This is a genomic window from Parabacteroides sp. KHUB-02, from assembly GCF_056640955.1.
Map to the genome: position 1 here is coordinate 2,749,088 of NZ_JBWQEV010000001.1, position 24,530 is coordinate 2,773,617.

Below are 24,530 nucleotides of genomic sequence, written 5' to 3' on the forward strand. Positions count from 1 at the left end.
CCTCTTCTAATTATTAAATTTTATCTAATGAAAGATTTTTCTTTTAGAAGATATACTTGATACCGAATTGCATCTGCCAACGAGACACATCGTTCAAATTATCCTTGAAGGTTTCGTCCAAATCTTTCGCCATCGTATACTTCAACGTATAGTTGTTCGCCGCACTCGGGCCTTGTCCTTTCGGGATCGTCAAGAACTGATATTGCTGATTACCCAAAACGGTTGTTTGTACCACACCCCAATTACGATTCAACAAATTCAAGAAGTTAGCGATATTGAAACTAAAGCGCAAAGTATGTGAGCGACCATTCTTCTGGTAAATCTTTATATCATGAGAAACGCTCAAATCCAATTGATTCGCAAATGGAGCGACAGCACCGTTACGTTCGGCATACTCACCTCTATGTTTGCTCAAATAAGGATCTTGCTCGATAAAGGCATTCATCGCTTTCCATGCATCTTCTTGGCTATCGAAATCGCCCGGTAACAAATGATCTTTTACCTCGTCAAAATTCGCAGGGATATACATCAAGTCATTGGAGAACTGAGAATCGCCATTCGCATCACCATTATAACAATAAGAATAACGGAACGGACGATAACGCTGATAAATCAAACCAAAACTTGTTGCCGCATATTTACTCCAGTTAGCCGTATAAGAAGCGGACAATAACAAACGACCATCAAAAGAACCTGCCGTATAACCTACTTCTTCCGCATTTCCGTCCAAGGCCGCACGGTACTTCCAAGCGGAAGTCGCCACAGACGATGTTCCGTCTGTTACACCTCTAGACTGCCCGAAAGAGTAAGATCCATTCAAATACAATCCCTTCAGGATTCCATCAACAAAGTTTTTCTGCAACTGGAAGGTCGTATAAAGCGAATGTCCTTTGCTGGTATTACGCAGCATCACGACATGATTCGCAGCCTTTTGATTTCCTTCTCTATCGCTATAATAGCCATTATAATATGGACGTGCATTACCCGCTCCACCGTCATTTACAAATTGCTCGGTCCGATACAATCCGATATTGTCATGATAAATAGCGTTAATGTCTTTTGAATACAGCAACTCTACGGTAGCGACCCAACCATCACCAAACTTATAATCAGCAGCGATATTACTTTTCCATAAGCCCGGATATTTAAAGTCCGGATCCGTAATCGCTATATCCGAACGTGTAGCGCTACCTTCAGCCGGTTTATAAGTATCCATATTTCCGGTGAAACCTAGTGAAGGTCTGCCGTCGCTAATGATATTGTCATTTTTATCCTTTACCGCCCGAACATTTAGGTCACCAAACAAAACACCATTGTTGCCAGCTTGATTACTGATCCATACATAAGGAGGAGTACCCGTGAAGAGTCCCGTACCACCACGTATCTGTAAGCTTCCATTCTCATCGTCAAACGGTTTGTAGTTAAAACCGAATCGAGGAGAAAACTGAGGTTTGGCGTTCGGATATTTAGAAACATCGATCTTGATGCCATCCCGATAGGTCTCGGCGGCGACTTTATCATTCGACTGCAAATCAGTCATAAAGAACGGAACATCGATACGTAAACCTAACGTCAAGTTCAATTTATCACTTACCGTCCACTTATCTTGGGCATACAAACCTAACTGGAATACATTTATCTCGGCGAATGGAAAATCATCCGTCATCGAATATCTTTGCGCATAGTATTGATACCCCGTAGAAGAAGAGTTCGTAATACCCGTCACATTGGAACCAAATCCAAAATCTTTCGGATTAAACTCACGGATATCAAATCCTTGTACACTTCCGTTATGAGCGGCCATGTATTGTTTTGTAGCCAATACGTTGAACTTGAAATCATCGACAGAATTAAACACCCAAGAACCCGGATAGTTTTGAGCGAAACCATTCTTAAAGGCACGATAGTCACTTTGCGTTCCAACCGTAATCTGATGTTTGCCAAAATTCATCAAGAAGTTATCCTGTATCTGCCAGATATCAGTGTTCAACTGGTTATTATAGGAGTTTGCCTCGGTTCCGAAAGTTGTATAAGCATTGTTGCCACCATCCAAGATATCCACTTGCGGGAAGTAACCGCCATCCATATCGCGATAATCACGCAAACGGGAATAACCGATCTTCAAATAGTTAGACATACGGTCATTAATGGTCGTATTCAAGTCGGCCATCCAAATATTGAAGTTATTATTCGTCCGGTAGAAAGAAGAAGAGAACGGAATAGCGAACGCATTCGGTCCACGTCCGTTATTCGGCGCACCAGAAGTAGAAGGGTTATTCGTATTAAACGATTTCAAATAATAATATTTTAAGCTCAACACATTATTTGAGTTGATATTCCAGTCTAAACGAGCCGTGATTCGATCCGCTTGAGTATTTGTCTTATTCACGTCGAATTTACCCGGATTATACCCAAGCTCATCACCTAAGAAATCAGATAAACCCTGCAAGACTGTCGCATCCGCCGCGGAATTAGCGGTCGTATAAGAAATCGGTTCCTCCTGACGATCCATCTCACCATTGATGAAAAAGAATAATTTATTCTTAATGATCGGGCCGGATAAGCTGATACCGTATTGGTGGTTAGAGAACTCAGAAACACCAATCGTCTCATCCTTCACACGATATCCCATCATTGACGGACTCTTCGTGTACATATATACAGAAGCATGAAACTCATTCGAACCGGATTTCGTTACGGAGTTAATACCCGCACCCGTAAATCCTCCATTTCGAACATCAAAAGGAGCGATCATCACCTGTACCTGCTCGAGCGCCTCCAAAGAAATCGGTTCCGTACCGGAAGCTCCAAGAGCAGAAGCCAGACCAAACGAGTTATTAAAGGAAGCACCGTCCACCGTTACATTATTAAAACGGTAAGAGACACCGCCAAAATTCTTACCGCTACTCATCGGAGTTAATTTCACGAAATCGTCCAAAGAACGGTTAATCGTAGGCAGCTTATCCATCTTCTCACGAGTGATGATTTCCTGCGCACCTGTACGACTTCCTGAAATAATGGGGTTCTTATCCGCAACCACGACTACCTCGTCGAGAGCTTGGGTATCTTCCCGCATTACTACATTCAGTTTCAGATCCTCACCCAAAACCAAGTTTATTCCTGTCCGGCTCTCCGTATTGTATCCAATATAAGAGAACTCTACCACATAAGGGCCTCCGATACGAAGGTTGTTAAAAGAATAAGAACCATTCGGCTGGGTAATCGTGTAGTATTCGGTACCCGTTGGCGTATGCGTAGCCTTGATATTCACTCCGATCATCGCTTCCGATGATGTATCCGTGACTTTACCACTCATACTCGCCGTCGTCACCTGAGCATGTATGGATATTCCCACGCACAACAAAAGTAACGTTAAAAGTAGATAAGTTTTCCTCATACAAGAAGTATTTATATTTAAAATAATTATAACATTTTTGTATATCGCTGCAAAGATAGGGATTAGATATCTCTTTTTGTCACAAACTATATATAATATTCATAGCATTAACATTCCTCACACAGATCTCCAGATTATTATTTTCAACCAACCACATCCATAATCCAACAATATGCAGGAAAAGCGTCTATAATTCTTTTAAATCACCGCCCAACAGGGAATGTTAGTTAAGAATCATCAAATTAAAAATTTCATAAAGAACCCTCTTGTTTTGCCAATACAAGCCATCCATCTCCGAATAAGGACATTACTCAATTCCGCTCCGTCACAGCAACTTCATGAATATGAAACAAGTATTAAATAAGAAACATACAATGATATTAAAAAATAACCCATAACTTTGCGAAAGTTTTTATTACATTAACTATTTTAAATTATGAGCAGACATTTACAGACGCTATTCCTTTTAGCTGTACTGAGTTTCTTGTTTGTCATCCCGACACAAGCGCAGGTAACAACAGCCAGTATGAGTGGAACAGTTATGTTTCAAGATGAACCCGTTATTGGTGCGACCGTTTTGGCGGTTCACGAACCTTCTGGGACAAATTATGGTACGATCACGAACGTTGACGGACGCTTTTCCTTACAAGGTATGCGTACAGGAGGTCCATACAAAGTTACGATCTCTTACGTTGGTTATCAATCTGCCGTTTATTCCGGCATTACCCTGCAATTGGGAGAGAACTACAACTTGAATGTTAAGTTGAAAGAATCTTCCGAGACCTTGGACGAGATCGTAATCACAGCGGCGAAAACGAAGTTCAATACGGAAAAGACGGGTGCGACAACCAATATCTCCTCGTCACAGATCACCTCTTTACCCACCATTAACCGTAGTATCTCCGATATCGCACGCCTTTCTCCTTATGCCTCCGACATGAGTTTTGCCGGTGGCGATGGCCGTTCCACGAACTTTACGGTAGATGGAGCGAACTTTAATAACAACTTCGGCCTTTCGGATAATCTTCCCGGAGGCGGTAACCCGATCTCTATGGACGCTATCGAGGAAGTACAAGTGGTAATCGCCCCGTTCGATGTCCGCCAGACAAACTTCATTGGTGGCGGTATCAACGCTATCACCAAATCCGGTACAAACACATTCAAAGGTTCCGCTTACACTTACTTCCAGAACCAGAATATGCGAGGAAACTCAATCGATGGAGAAGACTTGGGCGCACGTGCTAAGGAATCCAAAACGATTTACGGAGCTACGTTCGGCGGTCCGATCATCAAGAATAAATTATTCTTCTTCGCCAATGTAGAAGTGGAAAAACAACCACAACAAGTGATCAAATGGAGAGCTCGTACCGAAGGAGAGCAACCAGACGAGAATAACTACATATCTCGCACTACACTCTCCGACATGCAAAAGGTATCCGATTTCTTAAGAGATAAATATGGTTATGATACAGGATCAGCCACGAACTTCCCCGCAGACGAAAAGAATTTGAAATTGCTAGGTCGTATCGACTGGAATATCACGAATGGCCATAAATTGAGCGTACGGTACAACTATACAAAGAATACCGCATGGAACGCTCCCAACGCTAACTCTATGGATGGTGGTTCCGGCTCTCGTCTGTATAATACAAGCCGTGTAGGTTACCAATCCATGTCTTTTGCTAACAGCATGTATTCCCAAGACAATAAAGTGTCTTCCGTATCCGCTGATTTGAACAGTCGCTTCTCTGATAAGATTTCCAATCAGTTACTTTTCACTTATACGGATATCGAGGATATGCGCGGAACCAACTCTTCCCCTTTCCCCTTCATTGATATCTTGGCAGGTAAAGATGCGGAAGGTAACCAAATTATGGAGCCTTATATGAGTGCCGGATATGAATTATTTACTTACAACAACGGCGTGAAGAACAAGATCACAAGTGTTATCGATAACTTCACTTACTTTGCCGGCGACCATAAGATCACAGCTGGTATCAGTTTCGAGCACCAACTTGCTAGCAATGCTTATATGCGCAACGGCACGGGATATTATCGTTACAGCAGCTTAGATGATTTCTTGAACGGTGCCGCTCCTGAAACGTTCGCATGGACATACGGTTACAACGGTGTTTCCGACCCGAAAGCTCAGGTTACTTTTAACCAGATCGGATTCTACGCACAGGATGAGTGGAACATTCGCCCGAACGTGAAGTTAACTTATGGTATACGTTTCGATGATTTAATTTTCGACAATAGCGATCTTCAAAGAAACGACGCAATCTACGATCTTGATTTCGGAGGCAAACATATCGACACCGGCAAATGGCCTAAGTCTAGAATGCAAATATCCCCTCGTGTAGGTTTCGTTTGGGATGTGTTCAAGGATAATTCCTTAAAAGTACGTGGTGGTACAGGTATATTTACCGGACGTTTACCCTTGGTATTCTTTACGAATATGCCGACAAACTCGAATATGGTACAAAATGCCGTAGTATTCGGCACAAAATATGAGAATGGAATTGCGGTAAGTCATGATTCCCGTCTGGATCAATTGGCTGGCGGCATGATTACGAATGTAGATGATGCGATCAAGAAATTCGGCCTTCCTACCACGATAGAGAATCCGGTTGCCGGTTCTAAGATCTCTGGCGTAAAGGACAACTTCAAGATGCCACAAATATGGAAAACCTCCTTGGCTGTAGATTATCAGCTCCCTACTTCCTTCCCATTATCCGTAACCGGCGAGTTCATCTATAACAAGAACATCAATGCCGTAACCCTTGAGAATATCAACATCAAGGACCCGTCAAATTGGGAACATTTTAACGGAGCGGATAACCGTTTGATTTATCCATCTGATTATACGTATGTATCCGGTAAGAATGCGGTTGTATTAACTAACACATCCAAAGGACATGGTTATACCGCCAATGTTACGGTTAACGCTCAACCCGTAGAGGATTTGAACATGATGTTGGCTTATACGCACACGGAATCCAAAGAAATTTCCGGTCTTCCGGGTAGCGACCCTGTATCTACATGGCAGGGAATGTTAACGATAGACGGACCGAATTTCGCGACCGTACAACGTTCACGGTATGTAGTGCCCGACAAGGTAATCGCAGCGGTCAATTACAATCTACCCTTCCGCCATAAAGGTCTGCTCAGAAAAACAAGCTTAAATCTGTTCTATTCCGGTTATTCCGCTTCCGGATATAGCTTCGCTTATACGAATGATATGAATGGTGACGGTATCAATAATGATATGATGTATATCCCGAAAGATGATAGTGAAATCAAATTCAAGAATGAAGCAGATAGAACCGCTTTCTGGAACTTCGTAGACCAAGATTCTTATTTAAAGAATCACAAGGGAGAATACGCTGAGGCTTATGCCGCACGTGCACCTTGGGTACATCGTTTCGACCTTCGTATTACGGAAGATTTCTCATTCAAGGCAGGTAAAACCGAACATCATTTCCAATTGAGCCTTGATTTCATGAATATCGGTAATATGATCAACTCGAAATGGGGTGTAATGAAGAACGCATCTTCTTCCAACGGTTGCCGTATCTTGAAATATGAAGGCATGGATGATAACAAGACTCCAATTTTCTCCATGTATAAGATCAATGGTGAATATCCGACTGAGACTTATTCTTATAACCGTATCTATACTGAATGCTGGAAAATGCAGGTTGGTATCCGTTACATCTTTAATTAATCAAGAGATATAACTCCATAAAAAAGGCGGGAAATAAATTTTCTCGCCTTTTCTATTTCATCATATATCCTCTCCCCCTCGCAAGGCATCCGCAATATCTTGATGCTGCTGGGCTAATTCGTCCTCTCCTATCGCCCGGAACCCTTCCGCTAGATATTCGTGGGAAGCCGCATGTTTAGGTTTGATGCTTATCGCCTGCTGGAAATCCAGAATAGCTTCATCGTAATATTTGAGTTTCAATAGGCATTTTCCACGGTTATAGCGAGCCTTAAAAGACTTCGGGCTTAATTTTATCGCCTTGTTTAAACAAACCTGAGCGTCATAGTCCTCACCTATATCCAATAAAGTAACCCCTTTGCGTACCCAAGCTTCCACATAATTCGGATTCAAATTCAAGGCCTTATCAAAACAACGGATAGCGGCATTTGCGTCATGGGCCTTCGTTATGCACTCGTTGCCCATCAAGTAATATTCATGCGCATACTCTTTCTGGGTCTCACGAAGCGAATGCAATTCTTCCCTCAGAGCCTTAATCTGTGCCTTTTGACTATTCAAGGCTTGCAATTTCAAACGAAGCAGCCGTTGTACCATCGGATTATCCAATTCATTCCGTTTAGATACGGCGGCGGCAAAAGCCTCGACCGCCTCTTTCATATTACCCTGCCGAAAACCCTGAGCCGCCCGACCATATTGCAATTCCGCCTCGCTCTCTTTGATACTTTTCTCTATTAATGCTTGGTTATTGAATATTTGGCTGAATTCTACGATCTCTTTCCGGATAAAGATATCCCGGGAAGAGATCTTGCTTTTTAGCACCAATCCTTCCAATGAAGTACAACGACTCAACGCCACATAGGTTTGTCCCCCGGCGAATACCCCTCCGGTCAAATCAACTACCACCCGGCTAAAAGTCAAGCCTTGACTCTTATGCACCGTGATCGCCCAAGCCAAACGAATCGGCAATTGTTCGAACGTACCGACAATCTCTTCCTCGATCCGTTTCTCTTTCTCGTTATATTTGTATTTATAATTTCGCCATGAGGTAGGTTCGACCAAATGTTCTACACCGCTCTCCATCAAGACATAAACATTTCCATTCTCATCGATACCCGATACCATACCGATCGTCCCGTTCACCCAACGACGCTCATAATCATTATCGATAAAAATAACCTGCGCCTGTTCCTTGATGGATAAATTCAGCTGGGTAGGTAGTGAGGATTCCGGAAAATCCCCCTCGATCTTTCCCACGGAGACGTACTCTTCTCCGGGAAGCTCGGCCAACTTCTTCTCATTGATAAAATCAACCTGATCCCGGCGAGTGGCCAACGTGATATACATATCCTCATTCTGAGGCTCGAAAGACGGAAAATAACGACCGTTCAACGTATCCAACTCCTGTTTTCTAGCGGCATTATTACGAATCCGATCCAATATATTGATAAAAACAGAATCGGTCTGGCGATACACTTTTTGCAACTCGATCGGCACTAAATTAATGTCCTTGAACACACGAGCCGAGAAAAAGAAAGGGCTCGCATAGAACAAACTCAATATCTCTTTTTGATCCGACGGAACAACCGGTTCCAACTGGAAGACATCTCCCACGAACAATAGCTGCTTTCCGCCAAAAGGCAATCGCATATTACCGGAATAGACCCTCAAGATACGATCTACACAATCAATAATATCCGCCCTCACCATCGATATCTCGTCAATGATGATCAAATCGACCTCCGCGATAATTTTCCGTTTCTCCTTCGGATACTTAAAAAACTCAAAGATACGACCATGAGACAAACTTAAATCCGGATCATCCGGCAACATCGGCCGAAAAGGGAGCTTGAAAAAGGAATGCAAGGTAACGCCGCCCGCATTTATGGCCGCTATTCCGGTAGGAGCCAGCACCACATACTTTTTCTTCGTATGATTGCAAATATACTTCAAAAAAGTAGACTTGCCGGTCCCTGCTTTCCCTGTCAGGAAAACAGACTGGCGAGTGTGGGTGATCAGTTGCAAGGCATCCTGAAACTCCTTATTGTTCGTGTCTAACTGAAAGTCCAAGTATATAATTTTTAGATGAGACAAAGCTATGAAAATATTTACAGATCACTCTAATAATATCCCTCAAAATATTTGGCAGTCTCCATAAAAATCACTTATTTTGTGATATCAAATTAATATCAAAAACAAATCATCATGAAAGCAACCGAAAAGACATTCAACGGACTGAGAATCTCGGGGTTTATTGCCCTTTTTCTCCTATTAGCTCTATCGGGTCTCTGCTGCTATTTAATCGCAGGCACCAACGAGACTTGGAGCGTAATCACCGGCATCGTCGGACTCTGCCTGTTAGTGGTTTGTTTATTGGGATTCATGGAAATCGAGCCCAACAATGCCCGAGTAATGCTCTTTTTCGGAAAATATAAAGGGACAATTACTGATAACGGATTTTTCTGGGTCAATCCACTTTACAGCAAAAAGAAAATCACGTTACGTGCCCGTAACTTAGATGTCCCTCCTATCAAGGTTAACGATAAGGTCGGTAATCCGGTTATGATCGGGGCCGTGATGGTATGGAAAGTCAAGGATACTTATAAAGCGATGTTCGACATCGATTCTTCGTCCATTAGTATCTCCTCGAATAAATCATTCATATCACTGGGAGAATCCTCTGAATTATCCCAACGAATGCAGAATTATGAGAATTTCGTGCAGATACAAAGTGACGCCGCCATCCGTAAGATAGCTGGCATGTATGCCTATGATTATAACGAGAGCAAAGATCCCGTCACCTTACGATCCGATGACGGGGAGGTCGCTCAAAAACTGGAGGAGGAATTAAACAGCCGTTTGGCGATAGCAGGCATTGAGGTATTGGAAGCTCGTATCAATTACTTAGCGTATGCTTCCGAGATCGCCGGAGTCATGTTACGCCGCCAGCAAGCGGAAGCCATTATCGCCGCAAGAGAACGGATCGTGGAGGGAGCGGTCAGCATGGTTCGACTCGCCTTGAACAAACTGGATCAAGACAATGTTGTGGAATTGGATGAGGAACGGAAGGCTGCGATGGTTAGCAACCTGTTGGTAGTCCTTTGCGCTGACGAGGCAGCGCAACCTGTCGTAAATACCGGGACCCTACATCATTAATGTAAGAATTTAATATTAATACTAGTATATGGCCAAAAAAGATAATACTGTCAAAAGCTTCATCCTTCGGGTGGACGCTGATATGATGGAAGCTATCGAAGCTTGGGCTGCGGACGAATTTCGCAGCACCAATGGCCAAATCCAGTACATTCTGGACCAAGCCTTACGAAAGGCAGGACGGTTGAAGAAGAAAAGACTGCCCCGGCCACAAAACGACGACAAGTCATAAAAAAAGCCTGATCTTTCGATCAGGCTTTTTTATTAACGGCTAATGAACAGCCAAGCATCTTTATACTTTTCTATTTTTCGAAGTGTCGCCATGTAGCTCTCGGCATCCGCCCGGTTATTAAACTTATCCGCATAAATACGATATTTACCATCACGAACCACCTTGCTTACATTCTTACATTGCGTGCGGTCTACACCGGATATATACTCATTCGCCTGCTCCTCTGTCGGGAAACTCGCTATTACGATATGATACATCTTTTTCGTCGCCACGAGTTCCGCTTTCGGAGCGGGGACAGCGACTTCTTTCCTTACCTCAGGGGCAGAAGGCGCTTTGGCAATCTCAGTCTCCTTAGTCGCTTCTATTTTGGGAGTTACCTCCGCTACCATCTCGCCCACTTGAGATATTTGAATTTCCTCCGGCTGAGAAATAGGTTCCTCAAACCTATAATTTATCATCTCCGTAGGAACAAAACTAGCTGTATAAGCGGACAGGTTTACTTCTTTCACCGGAGTCGAAACCACAAAGAATAATGCGACAGCAGCAGCTGATGCCGCGACAACCCGGATCAACTTACGACTAACCGGGATATAGAACACATCTTTCTTTTTCTTACCCGCAAGTAAAGTAACCTCTTCCCGCTCCTCCTCCAATGATCGCAAAACCGGAAAATGAAATGATGATAAACCATACGAATCCGCATTGAATACCCCAGAATCGCCCGGCGTAAAAATGGTCTGCCCTTCCTCTCCTATAGAGAAAGTCCCGATTCGCCCCAATGTTATCCGCTTGTCTTGTTCCAAAGAAACATTCAAAGCCTCGATATCCTCTTCCAACATCAATTGAGCTTTCCGGTAATCAACGCCATACGTCTGCATATACGACTCGGAAAGCAAGCCGTCTGTATGCTGTAGCGTTACATTGAACATAACCTCTTTACGCATCGGCCGAAACGAATGTTCCTCTTCCTCATACGTCGCCGGCAAGATTTGCAGCACGAAACCACCAAACTTCGGCAAGATCACACAATCATGCGTCAGCAATAAGCGTTCAATATGTGTTATTATCCTTAACATAGAGACAAAGGTAAATATCTTTATAGAAATAACAAAAAAAGAGCACTTTTTTCCTTTGAAATGACCCGGAAAATTATATGCATGACATTCTCATTTCAAAATCCACATGACACCCATATAGTCATCCGACCCTCCATACTGGTCGCTAATTGATTTTGAGACATTATCCATATTGTAATCCAACTCTTCCGATGGATACATCCATCTTAACGGCATTTTATCAGAAGGTATATTCCTATTCGATTTCGGATTTATCGGAATATTCGGTACACCTGTCCTACGATATTCAAAGAAAGCATTGTAAGGTGTTTGAAGAAACGTCAATATGTACTTTTGCCAAATAATCTGACTCAACTGTTCTTGAAAATCACTAGCGAATTTAACGCCTTGGTTTCCGAGATATTCTTGAATATAGGCATCTGTTATTTTTCGATTATGATGGAACATAACATCATCGGGTGTATTATCCGCCACAAACCGCATTGAAGAACGAACGCCTTCCTCATAATACTCTTTGGGACTTTTTGAGATAAAACCTCTCAGAGCCATCTCAGCCAGTATAAAATTTTGTTCTTGATAACTCAAGAAAAATACAGGCTCGCCCTCCGGCAGTTCCTCGTAGCGATCATTTATTTGAGAAACAGTTCCCCCACTCACAAAAGTCAAGATCTCAGACTGCGGTAAGGTCGGGTCCACTCCACCATAAGCATCCCATTCCGAGGGATCCAACTTGGCCTCTTCTGAGCTCGGTGTCGGTTTCGCATAATAAAATAAACGATAATCTTTCAAGGCTTTCAATTTATCAACAAAAAGATTAGTCATCCTGTCATTATTCACAAAACTATTAATTTCCTTAAAATAAGGATATTTCTGTCCAGCCTTATTAGAGTACACAACTTGGAAATTATCCGCAATCGACTCAAAAACAGGTCTGCTATTGATAATCTCATTGATTCTTTCCCGAACCTTTAAATCCGGATCATCGACCTTTTTATACAGATTAAGAAGCAACTTCAATTGCATAACATTCACAGCCTTACGCCATTTCGTCACATCCCCTCCATAAATATAATCACCCTCAAAATTAGTGCCAGCACTAAAGAGACGGTCCGCCTCATCCAATTCATTCAATAACCCGAGAAAAACATCTTTTTGAGAGTCATATTTCGGGAAATACACCTCTTCATCCTCAGCTCTTAAAGCTTCAGAATAAGGTATGTCCCCCACTTGCATTGTCAAATTGAAGAAAAAGAAAACCCGTACGAAATGAGACAATGCCGTATAGGAGTTTTTCAACTCATCATTCGTCGCAAAATCAATCATCTTCGAGGCATTCCGCAAATCTCTCAAAGCATCATAATTCGCTCCACCCAACAAATTGAATGCCAGATCTATATCATTAGCCTCTGTCCACGACAAATACTTAGCTAACAATTCATCCCGGATAAAATCCTTTCCATTCCCATTTTTATAAGTGGTAATATCACGTAACAGTTCTGTTGCCAACATCGCAGATGTTACTTTGTTAGTTGAGTCGGGATTTGTATTTACGCTTTCGAAATCATCACATCCAATCATACCCAACAAAACCAGTCCGCATATCAATATATTTTTCATTTTCATACGTTTAGCTTTTAAAATTCAACTTTCAAGTTTACACCTACATACCTTATAGATGGAGAAGATATATCCTCGCCCTCAATATCCTCAAAGCCATCCGGATCCGAGAATCTAAAATCTTTGGTCAACACAAATAAGTTCTGTCCGATAAAGCCTACATAACAGCTATTCATACTTAACTTACTAATAAACTTCTTCGGCAAATTATATCCGATTGACATTTCCCTCAATTTCAAGAACGTCTTTTTCTGAACTAATTTATCTGGATTATTATGGCTGCTTCTTACAAAATCCTCATAAGAAGTCTCGATATCATTCGGAGCGAATACCCGCGTATCTGATGTAATCCTGCCATATTGATCATATTTGACCTCGCCTGATACAATCTTGACACCTTCACCCACATAATTTTTCTTGCCATTCACCACCTCATCATATCTCCATTGATTGTCCGTATCCGGATGAGCGCCGGTTTCCAACATGTGGAATTCCGTATTCGACCATGATTTTCCACCAATACGGCCATCAAAATTGAGTGTCAGCGTAAAGTTCTTATACTTGAATACATTTGCTAGACCATACTCTAAATCCGGATCCGTATAACCTATCAAAGAGCTATATTGGCTCCTAGACATCAAGCCATTCGTATTAATAATATAATTACCATCCGGATCTTTGTCATAGCCTTTATATGAATAAGAATCCGTACGAGCGCCCACGTATGTCCACAAATTATCCGGGCTGAAGCTCTCATCCAATTTAGCGTAATACCTCTTGCTCGTCGAAAGATTCAACGACACATCCCATGAGAAATCACGGACTTGCACCGGAGTAGCGTCAATAGAAATCTCCACCCCCCGACGAACATATTCTTCGTCAATATTCATCAATCTCGATTTATATCCCGTAGCGGAAGATATCCTTTGGCTGATCGTATTATTATAAGTCAACTTATTGAAATAACTCACATCTAATTTCAAGCGATGTCCTTGCAAGAAATGAATGCCCGTACCTATTTCCCATGTACGATTCGTGATAGGCTTTACGTCGCCACGCAAATAATCCGGATAACTAGCCGTATTCAAGCCATCCCAAACATTCTGTTTAATCGTATAGGCCCGATCTAAATCATAAATAGCTAAATCGGTTTTAGAGACAGTCCACGATCCTCTCAATTTCCAGAAGGGTATCCAATCCGGCAAGCTTATTATATTAGAAGGAATAATACTCACTCCCACGGAAGGATAAAAATATGATTTATCATTTGAAGGCAAAGTAGAAGACCAGTCATTACGCCCTGTAGCCTCCAGATAGTAAGTATCCTTATACCCCAATGTCAATGTGCCGAACAGACTATTTACTTTTTTCGTCTTAGTCTCCGCATCCACGATCGGACTTTCTACGGAAGCTTTTATCGAATAAAAACCGGGAACAGACAAGCCATTCTTCGTGGAAGCTTCCAGATTCTTTGTTTTCGTATAATAAAGAGAACCTCCCAATAAACCGTCAACACTAAAATCACTCAGCTTCTTATTAAACAGCAAGAAGAAATCATAATTCATGGTAAAACCAGTCTTCTTGCCCTCTTTATAATAACCCAGCGCTCCGTCTTCCCAGCCACCACGGCCTTTAGAGATCGTTCCCACCGAAGAACGAGTCACATTATTATTCGCATAAGCGACTCCTCCCGCACGCAATTGCAATTTCATCCAAGGGAGTATCTCGTACTTAAAAGACAATGAACCATTCGTCGTAAAATTATTTATCGACTTAATCTTCTCATAAGCCTCAAAATAAGGATTATCATACCAATCCGTATAATGCCAATTTTGCTTTTCATTTGGGACAAGCCAATAATCCTTGTAATCCCGCAGATCATACTCCGGACCAGTCCATAATAAAATATTGTACATATATCCGGTACCATATCCATACCCAGCCGTATTCGGCGCAGATTCCTGCGTAAAGTTCATACTACCTTCCACGCTCGCCTTATTGCCTAGTTTCAGCTCTCCACCAATATTATACCAGAATTTATTCTTACGTGAATTCGGATATTGATTCTTATCATACAAATAAGACAAAGAAGTGCGGATGCTTCCATTCTTACCAGAAGAGGATACACTGACCGTAGTATTACTGATCATACTAAACTCCAAGAAATTCTTAAAATTATTCTTACCCCTCGAAGTCAACTCCATTTCCCGATACTCTTTCTTAATAGGATCCCATTGCGTATAAACACGACCAATATCCAACTTATCGCCCCAGACATAATCTATATTATCAAATTTACCTCCAGACCCGGCGCTATAAGCCGTCTGCACCTCCGGTATTTTTAACTGTCCGGCATTAAACATATTACTGGTATTTACCTCTATAGAAAAGCCCTTATCACCCCCTTTCTTAGTGGTAATCATGATCGCTCCATTACCTCCTCGGGAACCATACAACGCAGAGGCCGTAGCCCCTTTCAACACAGTAATATTCTCAATCACATCCTGGTTGAAATCACTAAACGCTTGATTTGTAGGAACGCCATCCACGACGACCAAAGGCTCCTCTCCACGTAATTTTATCTTAGGAGCGACCCCAAATTCCGTAGAATTATACACTCGCATGCCCGAGATCCTACCACTTAAACTCGTCGCGATATTCACGCCCTTAACTTTCTCCAATTCATCTCCCTTGAACTTTTGTGTAGCATAACCTAACGCTTTCTCTGAACGAGTAATACCCAAAGCGGTAACGACAACTTCCTCCAAGGCTTTTGAATCTTCATCAAGCACTATCTGGAGAACTTTTTTATCCCCAACAGGAACCTCTTTTTCTTGAAAACCGACATAAGATACCATTAGCACATTCCCAGCGGAAACATCCAAGGAAAAGTTTCCGTCCAGATCACTAATAGTGCCGTTAGTCGTTCCTTTTTCTACTACATTCGCACCAATCACGGGATCCCCGTGAGCATCTTTCACGACACCTGTTATTTTTACCTTTTTCGTCTGTTGATTAGCAATCGGTAAATCCTCTTTTTTCGTGTCTCGACGTACGATTATTTGACGATTATTAATAATATACTCAATATCCGTTCCGCTGAATAATTTATCTAATATTATCTCTACAGACTGATCCCGAACATCCAGATTAACTTTCCTATGCAAATCAATGTTAGAACCATGATACACAAAAATAAACTCACTGTTTTTCTCAATGTATTCAAATACATCTTCTACCGTACGATCATTCATTTGAATGCTTAGCATAGTCCGTTGCGCATATAGGGAAGACGCATATATCGCAGATCCTCCAAAACTTACCAGACATAAGGCTAAACCAAGACTTTTGAGAAAATGATTTGATCCTCGGCAGAAATCTTCTTTTTTCTTCATACCTTTGTAATGTTTTTTCTTTAGTACGTAATTATTGATTAAACAAAGCTCTTGAGCCGGAAGATATGGCAGTATCTTCTGGCTCTCTTGTAAATGCAAACACGCTTACAGATCATTCCTTTCCCATAGGCAAATTATTTTAATAAAATTATATTATTCTCCCCATCTCTCTCTTGGCGTAGAAAAAGAGATTGACAAATAATCTCAACAACTTCCTCCAAGTTCTCTCTCAGGTCCAATTTTCCTGAAATAGGTATTTCACCTATCTCTTTGCCAAATAAAATAGTCCGGCCATAATAACGAGACAACCGATTTAAGACCTCTCCAACCTTACGATCATTTAACAGCATCAAGTTATCTTTCCAACAAATATGTTCAAAGACATCTACCTTTTTGATCGATATCTCTTTACCCTTTAACTCAAGCATATCATCAGGGCTCAGCACATTCTTACCATTATCGCCATTTTTCACCTCGACCTGTCCTTCCACTAATACAACGGAAGCCGCAGGTTCATCCTGATAAGCACACACATTGAATCGAGTGCCAAGCACTTTTACCTCGATCGTACTCGTTTTAACAATAAAAGGGCGAGAAGGGTCCGCAGCAACTTCCAAATAGACCTCTCCATCCACTAATATCTCCCGCTTATCTTTAGCAAAAACCGTAGGAAAAATCACCCGGGTCTCTGCATTAATATACATTTTAGTTCCATCTGAAAATACGATATTCGCACGCCGTCCTTTCGGTACTATTATTTGATCCGGCTCATCAATTTTAGTTTCTTGCTCATTCTTTTCTATTTGGTGTTCCTCTACATTTGATTTGCCTACCGTATCATAAATTACCGTAGCTTCATCTTTCAGTTGAACCCAACCTTGATCCTTCACCAAGACAATCTCATCCCCCGGCAAGGCGCCAACATTCTTTTCCTCCAACAAGGCCAAAGGCAATGAAGATTTATCATGTCCCATCATCCAAAAATAACATCCCACGGCAAGAAGCAACATGACGGCGGCCGCTACGGAAGAAACAAGATAGCGTATACGTAAAACAGAGGTCTTACGGGGAGCATTCAAACGTTCCTCCAGCTTCTGCCAAGAAGAAAGTGCCAGTCGCGAATCCACTCGCTCCTCTTCACGAACTTTACGCAACAAATCTTCTCCGGCTTGCCGAAATGAATCCTTCTCAACCATGTCCTGTTTCTTATTCACGAGATACCTGTTTACTCTTATTACGGATGGAATTCGTTTTGGTACTCACTTTTTACCGGGAAAAATAGCGAATCCGCCATTTTTTTCATTCTTACAACCTCTTTTGCCATCCCTAGGGCACGGCTGTGCCACCTTGATGGCACAACTATGCCACACCGATGGCACAGCTGTGCCACTTGGATGGCACGACTGTGCCATCAAGGTGAAAATTATTGGCACAATATATCTTTGATATACTGCGACATAAAGAGAGTCCAAGAATACATTAAAGCTCCAACGAGAACCACCGCCTTAACTTACGGAGTGTTCTAGACAATAAATTTTTACTGGATTGGTAATTTATGCCTAAAATACCAGCTATCTCATTATGCCCCAATTCATTTACATAATAAAGATAAATGATCTCTCGCTGATGGGGAGAAAGTTTTGTCAAGGCTTTCATCAAAAGTTTAACCCGGTCGTCCGCATCTGTCGTATCCAATGCGATACGGGAGAATAACTCATCCACTTGAAACACGTCCTCATATAAGGAGACATCCTCCATTTTCCTGTTTTTCTCGATCGTATCATACAGCTTATGTCTTAAAGCCTTAAGCAGATATCCTCTGACATTCGCCGTCGGAGAGAGGGAGGTATGGTTTTGAATCAAATTGATAAAAATATCCTGTACGCAATCTTCCACCAAGTTCTTGTCGGGAAATAACTTGATTCCATAATTGCGCAGCAATGCGTAAAATCGGCAATAAAGCTCACGGAAGGCTTCCTTATCTCCCTTCAGACACGATTCCCATAGCTTCTCATCGGATATTTCCATATAAATAAAACTCCCGAAGATTTCCCGCAAACATACACAAAAAACATTCAATTTCAGTTAAGAGCAATAAAAAAAATACAAAAAAGCACGTACACCACCATGAATAACGATGTACGTGCTTCTAAAAAATCACATGGGAAAATCACTTATACCGTTTGCCTTGCCACGGTATCATACCCGTCTGACGGATATGCTCCATCAAGCCATTGAACAAGTTTTTATACGTATCCGAAGATCGTTCCCCGATCGGACTTTGTTCCTTCGGATCTTCCTTTATATTAAAGAATTGGATAGGCTCCCAAGGAGTATTTTGTAAAATCTTGAAATCCCGGTATTGAGATGCGTAATATGCCTGACCTCCATATCGGGAATTACCTTCCCTTCGTACCCAATGCACCATTCGATCTCCGGTATCTTGTTCCTCACCCCGCAAAAGAGGCAAGATACTGATACCGTCGATCTCATGCGATACAGGCACGGCTGTCAGATCGCATAAGGTCGGAAACATATCCGAAAGCATGACGAAATTATCACGTACCGCCGGACGGATCTGGTTCTTCCAATAAATACCTCCGGCTACCCGGATCCCTCCCTCATACATATCCTGCTTCGCGCCTCTGAACGGGCCGTTATTCGCACCCGCATCGTCCTGCCCTCCATTATCAGAGGTAAATATAATGATCGTATTCTCCAACTGGCCATTCTGTTCCAAGGCCTCATACACACGTCCGACGTTATAATCCAAATGCTCAATCAAGGCGACAATCTTAGCACGCTTCTCAGGAAGTGACGGTTCACGCTTTTTCACCTTTTCCAGCCATTCCTGAGGAGGTTGTATCGGGGTATGTGGGGCATTATAAGCTAAATACAAGAAGAAAGGTTCTTGTTTTTGCTTCATATCCGACAGGTAACGGATCGCCCAATCAGAGAAAATCTCTGTAGCATGTCCTTGTGGATCGATCTCTTTCAAGTTCTCACGCATATAATTATTCCCGAAACGACGATGGGTATAATAATCATCCATCATATCCCCTAAAAATCCCCGGTAGAAATCGAAACCCCTTTCCGTAGGGGTATTCGGAGACTCCAATCCTAGATTCCATTTTCCAACCATCGCATTATGATAGCCTCTTTTCTTCAACATCTGGGGTAATAATACGGCATCCTCCGACAGATACCCCCAACTATCCTCTTTATGCGTACGAATGACTCCCGGTACACCTACCATATCCGGATAACGCCCGGTTAATAACGAGGCTCTACTAGGAGAGGAGACCGGACAGTTCGCATGGAAATTCGTGAAACGAACTCCTTCATTTAATAATTTATCGATATGTGGAGTTTGAATGTCCTTGGCGGCTCCTTGACAGGACAAATCGCCATATCCCAAATCATCCACCAAAATCAGCAGGATATTCGGGCTATCCGGCAAAGCCTTTGTTTGTGCGGAAGCTGCGGAAAAAGCCAATCCGCAAGCCGCTGTTAGTATATATTTATTCATCTAATCTAGTGTTTTTAAATGTCCCATTACATCATATCACATACGGAAGGCTTGATCTTCATTCCTTTCTTATGTTTCTCACCGGCCTCAATCAGCAATTTTACGATCTCCGGATGTTTCTCCGCCTGGTTGAACCTCTCCGAGATATCTGTCTCCACGTTATACAACAAGGGTTCAGTCGGAGTCTCGATCTTACAGGTTCGCAGATATTGGTCCTTGATCGTCTTAAAATAATACTTCCACTCCCCTTTACGGATCGCCATCAACTCGCTTCCCCACCAATAATAAACCTCATCACGGGCGGAATGCTTTTCCTCAAACAATAATCCGGTTTGATTCACGCCATCCAATACAAGATCTTTCGGTTGCTCGATACCCGCCATCGAGAGGAAAGTCGGATATAAATCCATCGAGGTCATAATCTCATCGTTGATCGCCGGATTGATTTTTCCCGGCATCCAACAAATGGCCGGAACCCGGAAGCCACCTTCCCACCAAGTACCCTTGCCATCCTTCAACGGACCTGCGGAACCACCATTCTCATGCTCCGTCAGCCAAGGGCCGTTATCGCTGGTAAAAATAACAAACGTATTCTCGTCCAAGCCATTTTCACGCAGAGCCTTCAACACCTCCCCAACGCTCCAGTCTATTTCCTCAACCACATCTCCGTACAGGCCTCGTTTGCTCGTTCCCTCGAAACGGGCATTCGTGTACAATGGGATATGCGGGAAGGTATGAGCGAAATAAAGGAAGAAAGGTTCCTTTGAATGATCCTTGATGAACGATACCGCTTTCTCCGTATAGCGACGGGTTAATTCTCCCTGATCCGGTTCCGATTCGATTTGCTTACCATCCAATATCAATGGAGTCGATGGAAAATTCCGGGCATGCGCGCCTTTATTCTGAACAGGGCTCATATCATTGGAATAAGGTATGCCGAAATAGGTATCAAAACCATGATCCGTCGGTAAATAGGGAGAAAACGCACCTAAATGCCATTTGCCTACACAGCCGGTCGCATACCCGTTTTGTTGTAAAACTTTGGCGATCGTGACCTCATCTTGTCCTAACCCAGCCTTTGAGTTAGGGAAAAGTACGGCTACCCGATCTCCATACAATCCATTTCGAACCGGCAAACGTCCGGTCATTAACGCGGCCCGACTTGGTGTAGAGACTCCGGCCCCCACATAAAACTGGGTCAGCTTCATTCCTTCACAAGCCATACGGTCTATATTCGGTGTGCGGATCGTGGGATTCCCATAGCAACTCAAATCCCCATATCCCATATCGTCACAGAATATGATTACAAAATTAGGCTTATTGGCCGCATCCGAGGCAGCGTTCAAACTCAAGCTGTTCGATAATACCGCCGCTGTTAAAACAGACAATGATTTCAGTGTTTTCATATGCGTATCTTTTTATTTAAGTAAACGGGGAAAAGGTTCATCTATAATACCGGCAGGACGCTGGTTCCGGCCTTCATATCCCCAATCTCCCATATCACTACGAACCTGTTCGATCCATTGATTCATCTTCGTCACTACTTCGGGATGTTTATCGATGACATTGGTTGTTTCCGACAAATCATTCGCCAAATTATATAAACGAGCTTCACCGACTTCCGTTTCCGGGAAGTGAGGGCCTTTGATACGTTCCTTCAAAGGTAAATGATACTTCCAGTTTCCCCAACGTACCGCCTGTAATTGTTGTTTCTGGTAATAATAGAAAGTCTCCGTGGGCGATGCCATCGATTCTCCCTCCAAGATTCCAGACACATTATGCCCATCTATCACCCGGTCGGAAGGAACCGCATAACCGCAATAATGCGCCAATGTCGGTAAGAAATCCATCGAAGTCACCAGATTATCAGTTTCCTGTCCCGCCGGTATTTTAGCGGGCCATCTCATTATACAAGGCACCCTGAACCCACCTTCATACGTCGTACCCTTTTGGCCTCTCAACGGACGGTTCGTACCACCGAAGTGTTCATCCGCACCATTATCGGAAGTAAAGATAACCAAGGTATTTTGATCCAATCCTTCCTCCTTTAAAGTCTCAAGCAAGACTCCCATCGACCAATCCAATTCCTCGGTCGCATCTCCATAGAGTCCGTTCTGAGACTTTCCCTTGAAAGCGGGAGAAGCCGCTAACGGATTATGAGTCATATTATGGCACAAATAAATAAAGAACGGTGATTCCTTATGAGACTTTATAAACTCCACAGTCTTATTGGTATAACGAATCGTCAAGGAATCATGACCGACAGGAGCCACTATTACCTCCTCCTGTTCCATCAAGGGTAACGGACAATACGTACGATCCATATCGTTACTATAAGGAATACCATAATAATAGTCGAAACCCTGCCGGGTAGGAAGAAATGGCAATTGATCCCCTAGATGCCATTTCCCGATACAAGCCGTCGCATACCCCTGCTCCTTCATCAACTCGGCGATCGTTATCTCACCGGGATTCAAGCCTTTATGCGAAGCTGGAAATAGCACTTGCCTCCCTTTGGACATCAAAGGTGTAGGGTCCGCATTTACATGCATGGAGACTCGCCTTGGATAACACCCTGTCAATAAAGCCGATCTGGAAGGTGTGCTCACGCTCGAACCCACATAGAAATCGGTCAGTCGTATTCCCTCTTTAGCCATCTGGTCGATATGGGGAGTACGATGCTTCGTACTCCCGTAACAACCTAAATCCCCATATCCGAAATCATCGATAAATACGATGATCACATTTGGCCTTTCCGCCGCTTGAGTAGCCACGGCCGCTCCGGAAAAAGCTAATACAGATATTAGTTTAGATATAAATTTCATTTCATCCTTCTTTTAGTTGAACATTACCAACCCGGGTTCTGATCCAAATTCGGATTCAAAGAGCGCTCGCTATCAGGAATAGGCAGTAAATCGTAATATTCCAGATATCCATTCGGGAACTTCGTCTCGATCACGCTTCCTTCATGATCTTTTATAATCATAGGATAAAGCGTCTTCCCGATTTTCCAACGTTTCACGTCTGACCAATAACGGCCTTCCAACGCTAACTCAATCCGTCTCTCATGCCTTACTTTCTCACGAGCCTCTTCACGGCTCATAGATGTCGGCAGCAAAGAGATCTTAACGTCATCCCTTTCCGTACGGATCCGGTTGAGGATAGCGATCGCATCCGCTACACTTCCATTCGTCTCTATAATCGCCTCCGCTTTTGACAATAAGACATCCGCATATCTCAGTATGATATCATTGATATAAGACTGCCCGGAAGGAGGAAGCTTTGACTCATCCTGAATCCGATATTTACGGGTACTTAAATGTTTCAACCGATTACCGGCATGATTAAACGCACCTCCCGGATACAGGTAATTAGGGAAACGATAGCCCAAGAAATAAGAACCCGGAAGTACAGCCGTGAAACCTAAACGAGGATCCCGGTTCTCATAAGGATTCTCGGGATCTACAGGAGAGCCGTCGATCGTCTCATAAGCCGCTACCAAATCATCCGTAGGGACATAACGGCTTCCACGGGTCCAACTTCCGGTACCCGTTCCGCAATACTGGTCAATATAGGAACCTTGCGAATTCTCGCCTTCAATATATTGGATATCAAACAATACTTCCTTATTGTTCTCATTCGCCGGATCAAACAAACCCTCATAACTATGGAATAGACCATATTTCTTCAACGCATCAATTTGCTCGACACAAGACAGAACCTCCTTGTATTTACCTTGGTATAAGTAGGCTCGCATTTTCATACCTAAAGCCGCCCCCTTGGTAGCACGCCCCGGCTCGGGAGCATCCACTCCCAGATTGGTGATCGCAACCTCATAATCATCCAGCGCTTGTTGCCAAGTCTCCTCCAAACTCGCCCGCTTCAAGCTACGAGCTTCTTCCGTGGATATATCCGTCAATATAATAGGTACCCCACCATAGGTTTCCGCTAGCACGGAATAAGCCAGTCCCCGTAGAAAATGAGTCTCACCTGAATATTTGGCTTTCGCTTCTTCCGACAAATCCACTAAATCCATGCAGGCCAACAAATAGTTTGCCCGGGAGATTATCTCGTAACATCTTTTCCAACGATACGTTACGACTCCTCCGTCACTAGAGCTCAATCGCCCGGCACCCAGCTTATTAAAAACCTCATCCGTTCCCCAGTTAAATGCGTTAGGGGTAGCTCCATCCGTTATGCCAAAGCCAAACAAGCCTTGATTATAAACCTCTTTTTCCCTCAATTGAGCATAGACACCATTTAAAAGGAGTTTGATATCCGATTCATTTTCCGGGAAACTCGCCGAAGTAATCTTATCCTCAGGATACAAATCCAAATAATTCTCCATACATCCCGTGAAAGAGACACATAGTATAATTGATAAGCAATATGCTAATAACTGTTTCATAC

At 42.8% G+C, this 24,530-nt stretch carries 14 protein-coding genes; 3 read left to right on the forward strand and 11 right to left on the reverse strand.

Annotation, left to right across the window (positions count from 1 at the left end; translation table 11 throughout):
• Positions 1-43: 43 nt before the first annotated feature.
• Entirely contained in the window at positions 44-3,397 is a 3,354-nt protein-coding gene (locus tag ACYIA1_RS12205; RefSeq protein ID WP_480335397.1) for a TonB-dependent receptor, read from the reverse strand.
• Between the two features lie 436 nt (positions 3,398-3,833).
• Here ACYIA1_RS12205 and ACYIA1_RS12210 point away from each other — a divergent pair, with 436 nt between their 5' ends.
• Positions 3,834-7,124, forward strand: a complete 3,291-nt coding sequence (locus ACYIA1_RS12210; RefSeq protein ID WP_005867207.1) for a TonB-dependent receptor — start codon at positions 3,834-3,836, stop codon at positions 7,122-7,124.
• Positions 7,125-7,184: 60 nt separating this feature from the next.
• Here the strand turns inward: ACYIA1_RS12210 and ACYIA1_RS12215 are convergent, their stop codons facing one another.
• Positions 7,185-9,188: a tetratricopeptide repeat protein gene (locus tag ACYIA1_RS12215; protein WP_480335399.1), complete on the reverse strand. Its 2,004-nt coding sequence runs from the start codon at positions 9,186-9,188 to the stop codon at positions 7,185-7,187.
• Positions 9,189-9,323: 135 nt separating this feature from the next.
• On the opposite strand from ACYIA1_RS12215, the gene ACYIA1_RS12220 reads away from it, so the two are divergent.
• Both ACYIA1_RS12220 and ACYIA1_RS12225 read left to right on the forward strand, forming a co-directional pair.
• Positions 9,324-10,274 (forward strand): SPFH domain-containing protein, encoded by a 951-nt coding sequence (locus tag ACYIA1_RS12220; RefSeq protein ID WP_057326318.1) that lies wholly within the window; start codon positions 9,324-9,326, stop codon positions 10,272-10,274.
• 28 nt (positions 10,275-10,302) lie between these two features.
• On the forward strand, positions 10,303-10,503 hold the full coding sequence (locus ACYIA1_RS12225) for a type II toxin-antitoxin system antitoxin (protein WP_005854106.1): 201 nt from the start codon (positions 10,303-10,305) through the stop codon (positions 10,501-10,503).
• A gap of 32 nt (positions 10,504-10,535) precedes the next feature.
• On the opposite strand, the gene ACYIA1_RS12230 is transcribed toward ACYIA1_RS12225, so the two are convergent.
• The 9 genes from ACYIA1_RS12230 to ACYIA1_RS12270 form a co-directional block, all read right to left on the reverse strand.
• A complete protein-coding gene (locus ACYIA1_RS12230; protein ID WP_480335401.1) occupies positions 10,536-11,579 on the reverse strand; it encodes an HU domain-containing protein in 1,044 nt (347 codons plus the stop codon).
• Between the two features lie 90 nt (positions 11,580-11,669).
• The gene (locus ACYIA1_RS12235; protein WP_259011677.1) at positions 11,670-13,202 is read right to left on the reverse strand and encodes a SusD/RagB family nutrient-binding outer membrane lipoprotein; all 1,533 of its coding nucleotides are present in this window, start codon (positions 13,200-13,202) and stop codon (positions 11,670-11,672) included.
• A gap of 11 nt (positions 13,203-13,213) precedes the next feature.
• On the reverse strand, positions 13,214-16,591 hold the full coding sequence (locus ACYIA1_RS12240; protein WP_122369584.1) for a SusC/RagA family TonB-linked outer membrane protein: 3,378 nt from the start codon (positions 16,589-16,591) through the stop codon (positions 13,214-13,216).
• A gap of 134 nt (positions 16,592-16,725) precedes the next feature.
• A complete protein-coding gene (locus tag ACYIA1_RS12245) occupies positions 16,726-17,805 on the reverse strand; it encodes a FecR family protein (RefSeq protein WP_480335404.1) in 1,080 nt (359 codons plus the stop codon).
• A gap of 265 nt (positions 17,806-18,070) precedes the next feature.
• A complete protein-coding gene (locus ACYIA1_RS12250) occupies positions 18,071-18,619 on the reverse strand; it encodes an RNA polymerase sigma factor (RefSeq protein ID WP_122369567.1) in 549 nt (182 codons plus the stop codon).
• Between the two features lie 142 nt (positions 18,620-18,761).
• A complete protein-coding gene (locus ACYIA1_RS12255; protein WP_005867192.1) occupies positions 18,762-20,120 on the reverse strand; it encodes a sulfatase family protein in 1,359 nt (452 codons plus the stop codon).
• 26 nt (positions 20,121-20,146) lie between these two features.
• Complete coding sequence (locus tag ACYIA1_RS12260; RefSeq protein WP_008773706.1) at positions 20,147-21,526, reverse strand: sulfatase family protein; 1,380 nt, start codon at positions 21,524-21,526, stop codon at positions 20,147-20,149.
• A gap of 12 nt (positions 21,527-21,538) precedes the next feature.
• Complete coding sequence (locus tag ACYIA1_RS12265; RefSeq protein WP_122380120.1) at positions 21,539-22,945, reverse strand: sulfatase family protein; 1,407 nt, start codon at positions 22,943-22,945, stop codon at positions 21,539-21,541.
• Between the two features lie 23 nt (positions 22,946-22,968).
• The gene (locus tag ACYIA1_RS12270; RefSeq protein ID WP_008773708.1) at positions 22,969-24,528 is read right to left on the reverse strand and encodes a RagB/SusD family nutrient uptake outer membrane protein; all 1,560 of its coding nucleotides are present in this window, start codon (positions 24,526-24,528) and stop codon (positions 22,969-22,971) included.
• Between the last annotated feature and the right edge of the window lie 2 nt (positions 24,529-24,530).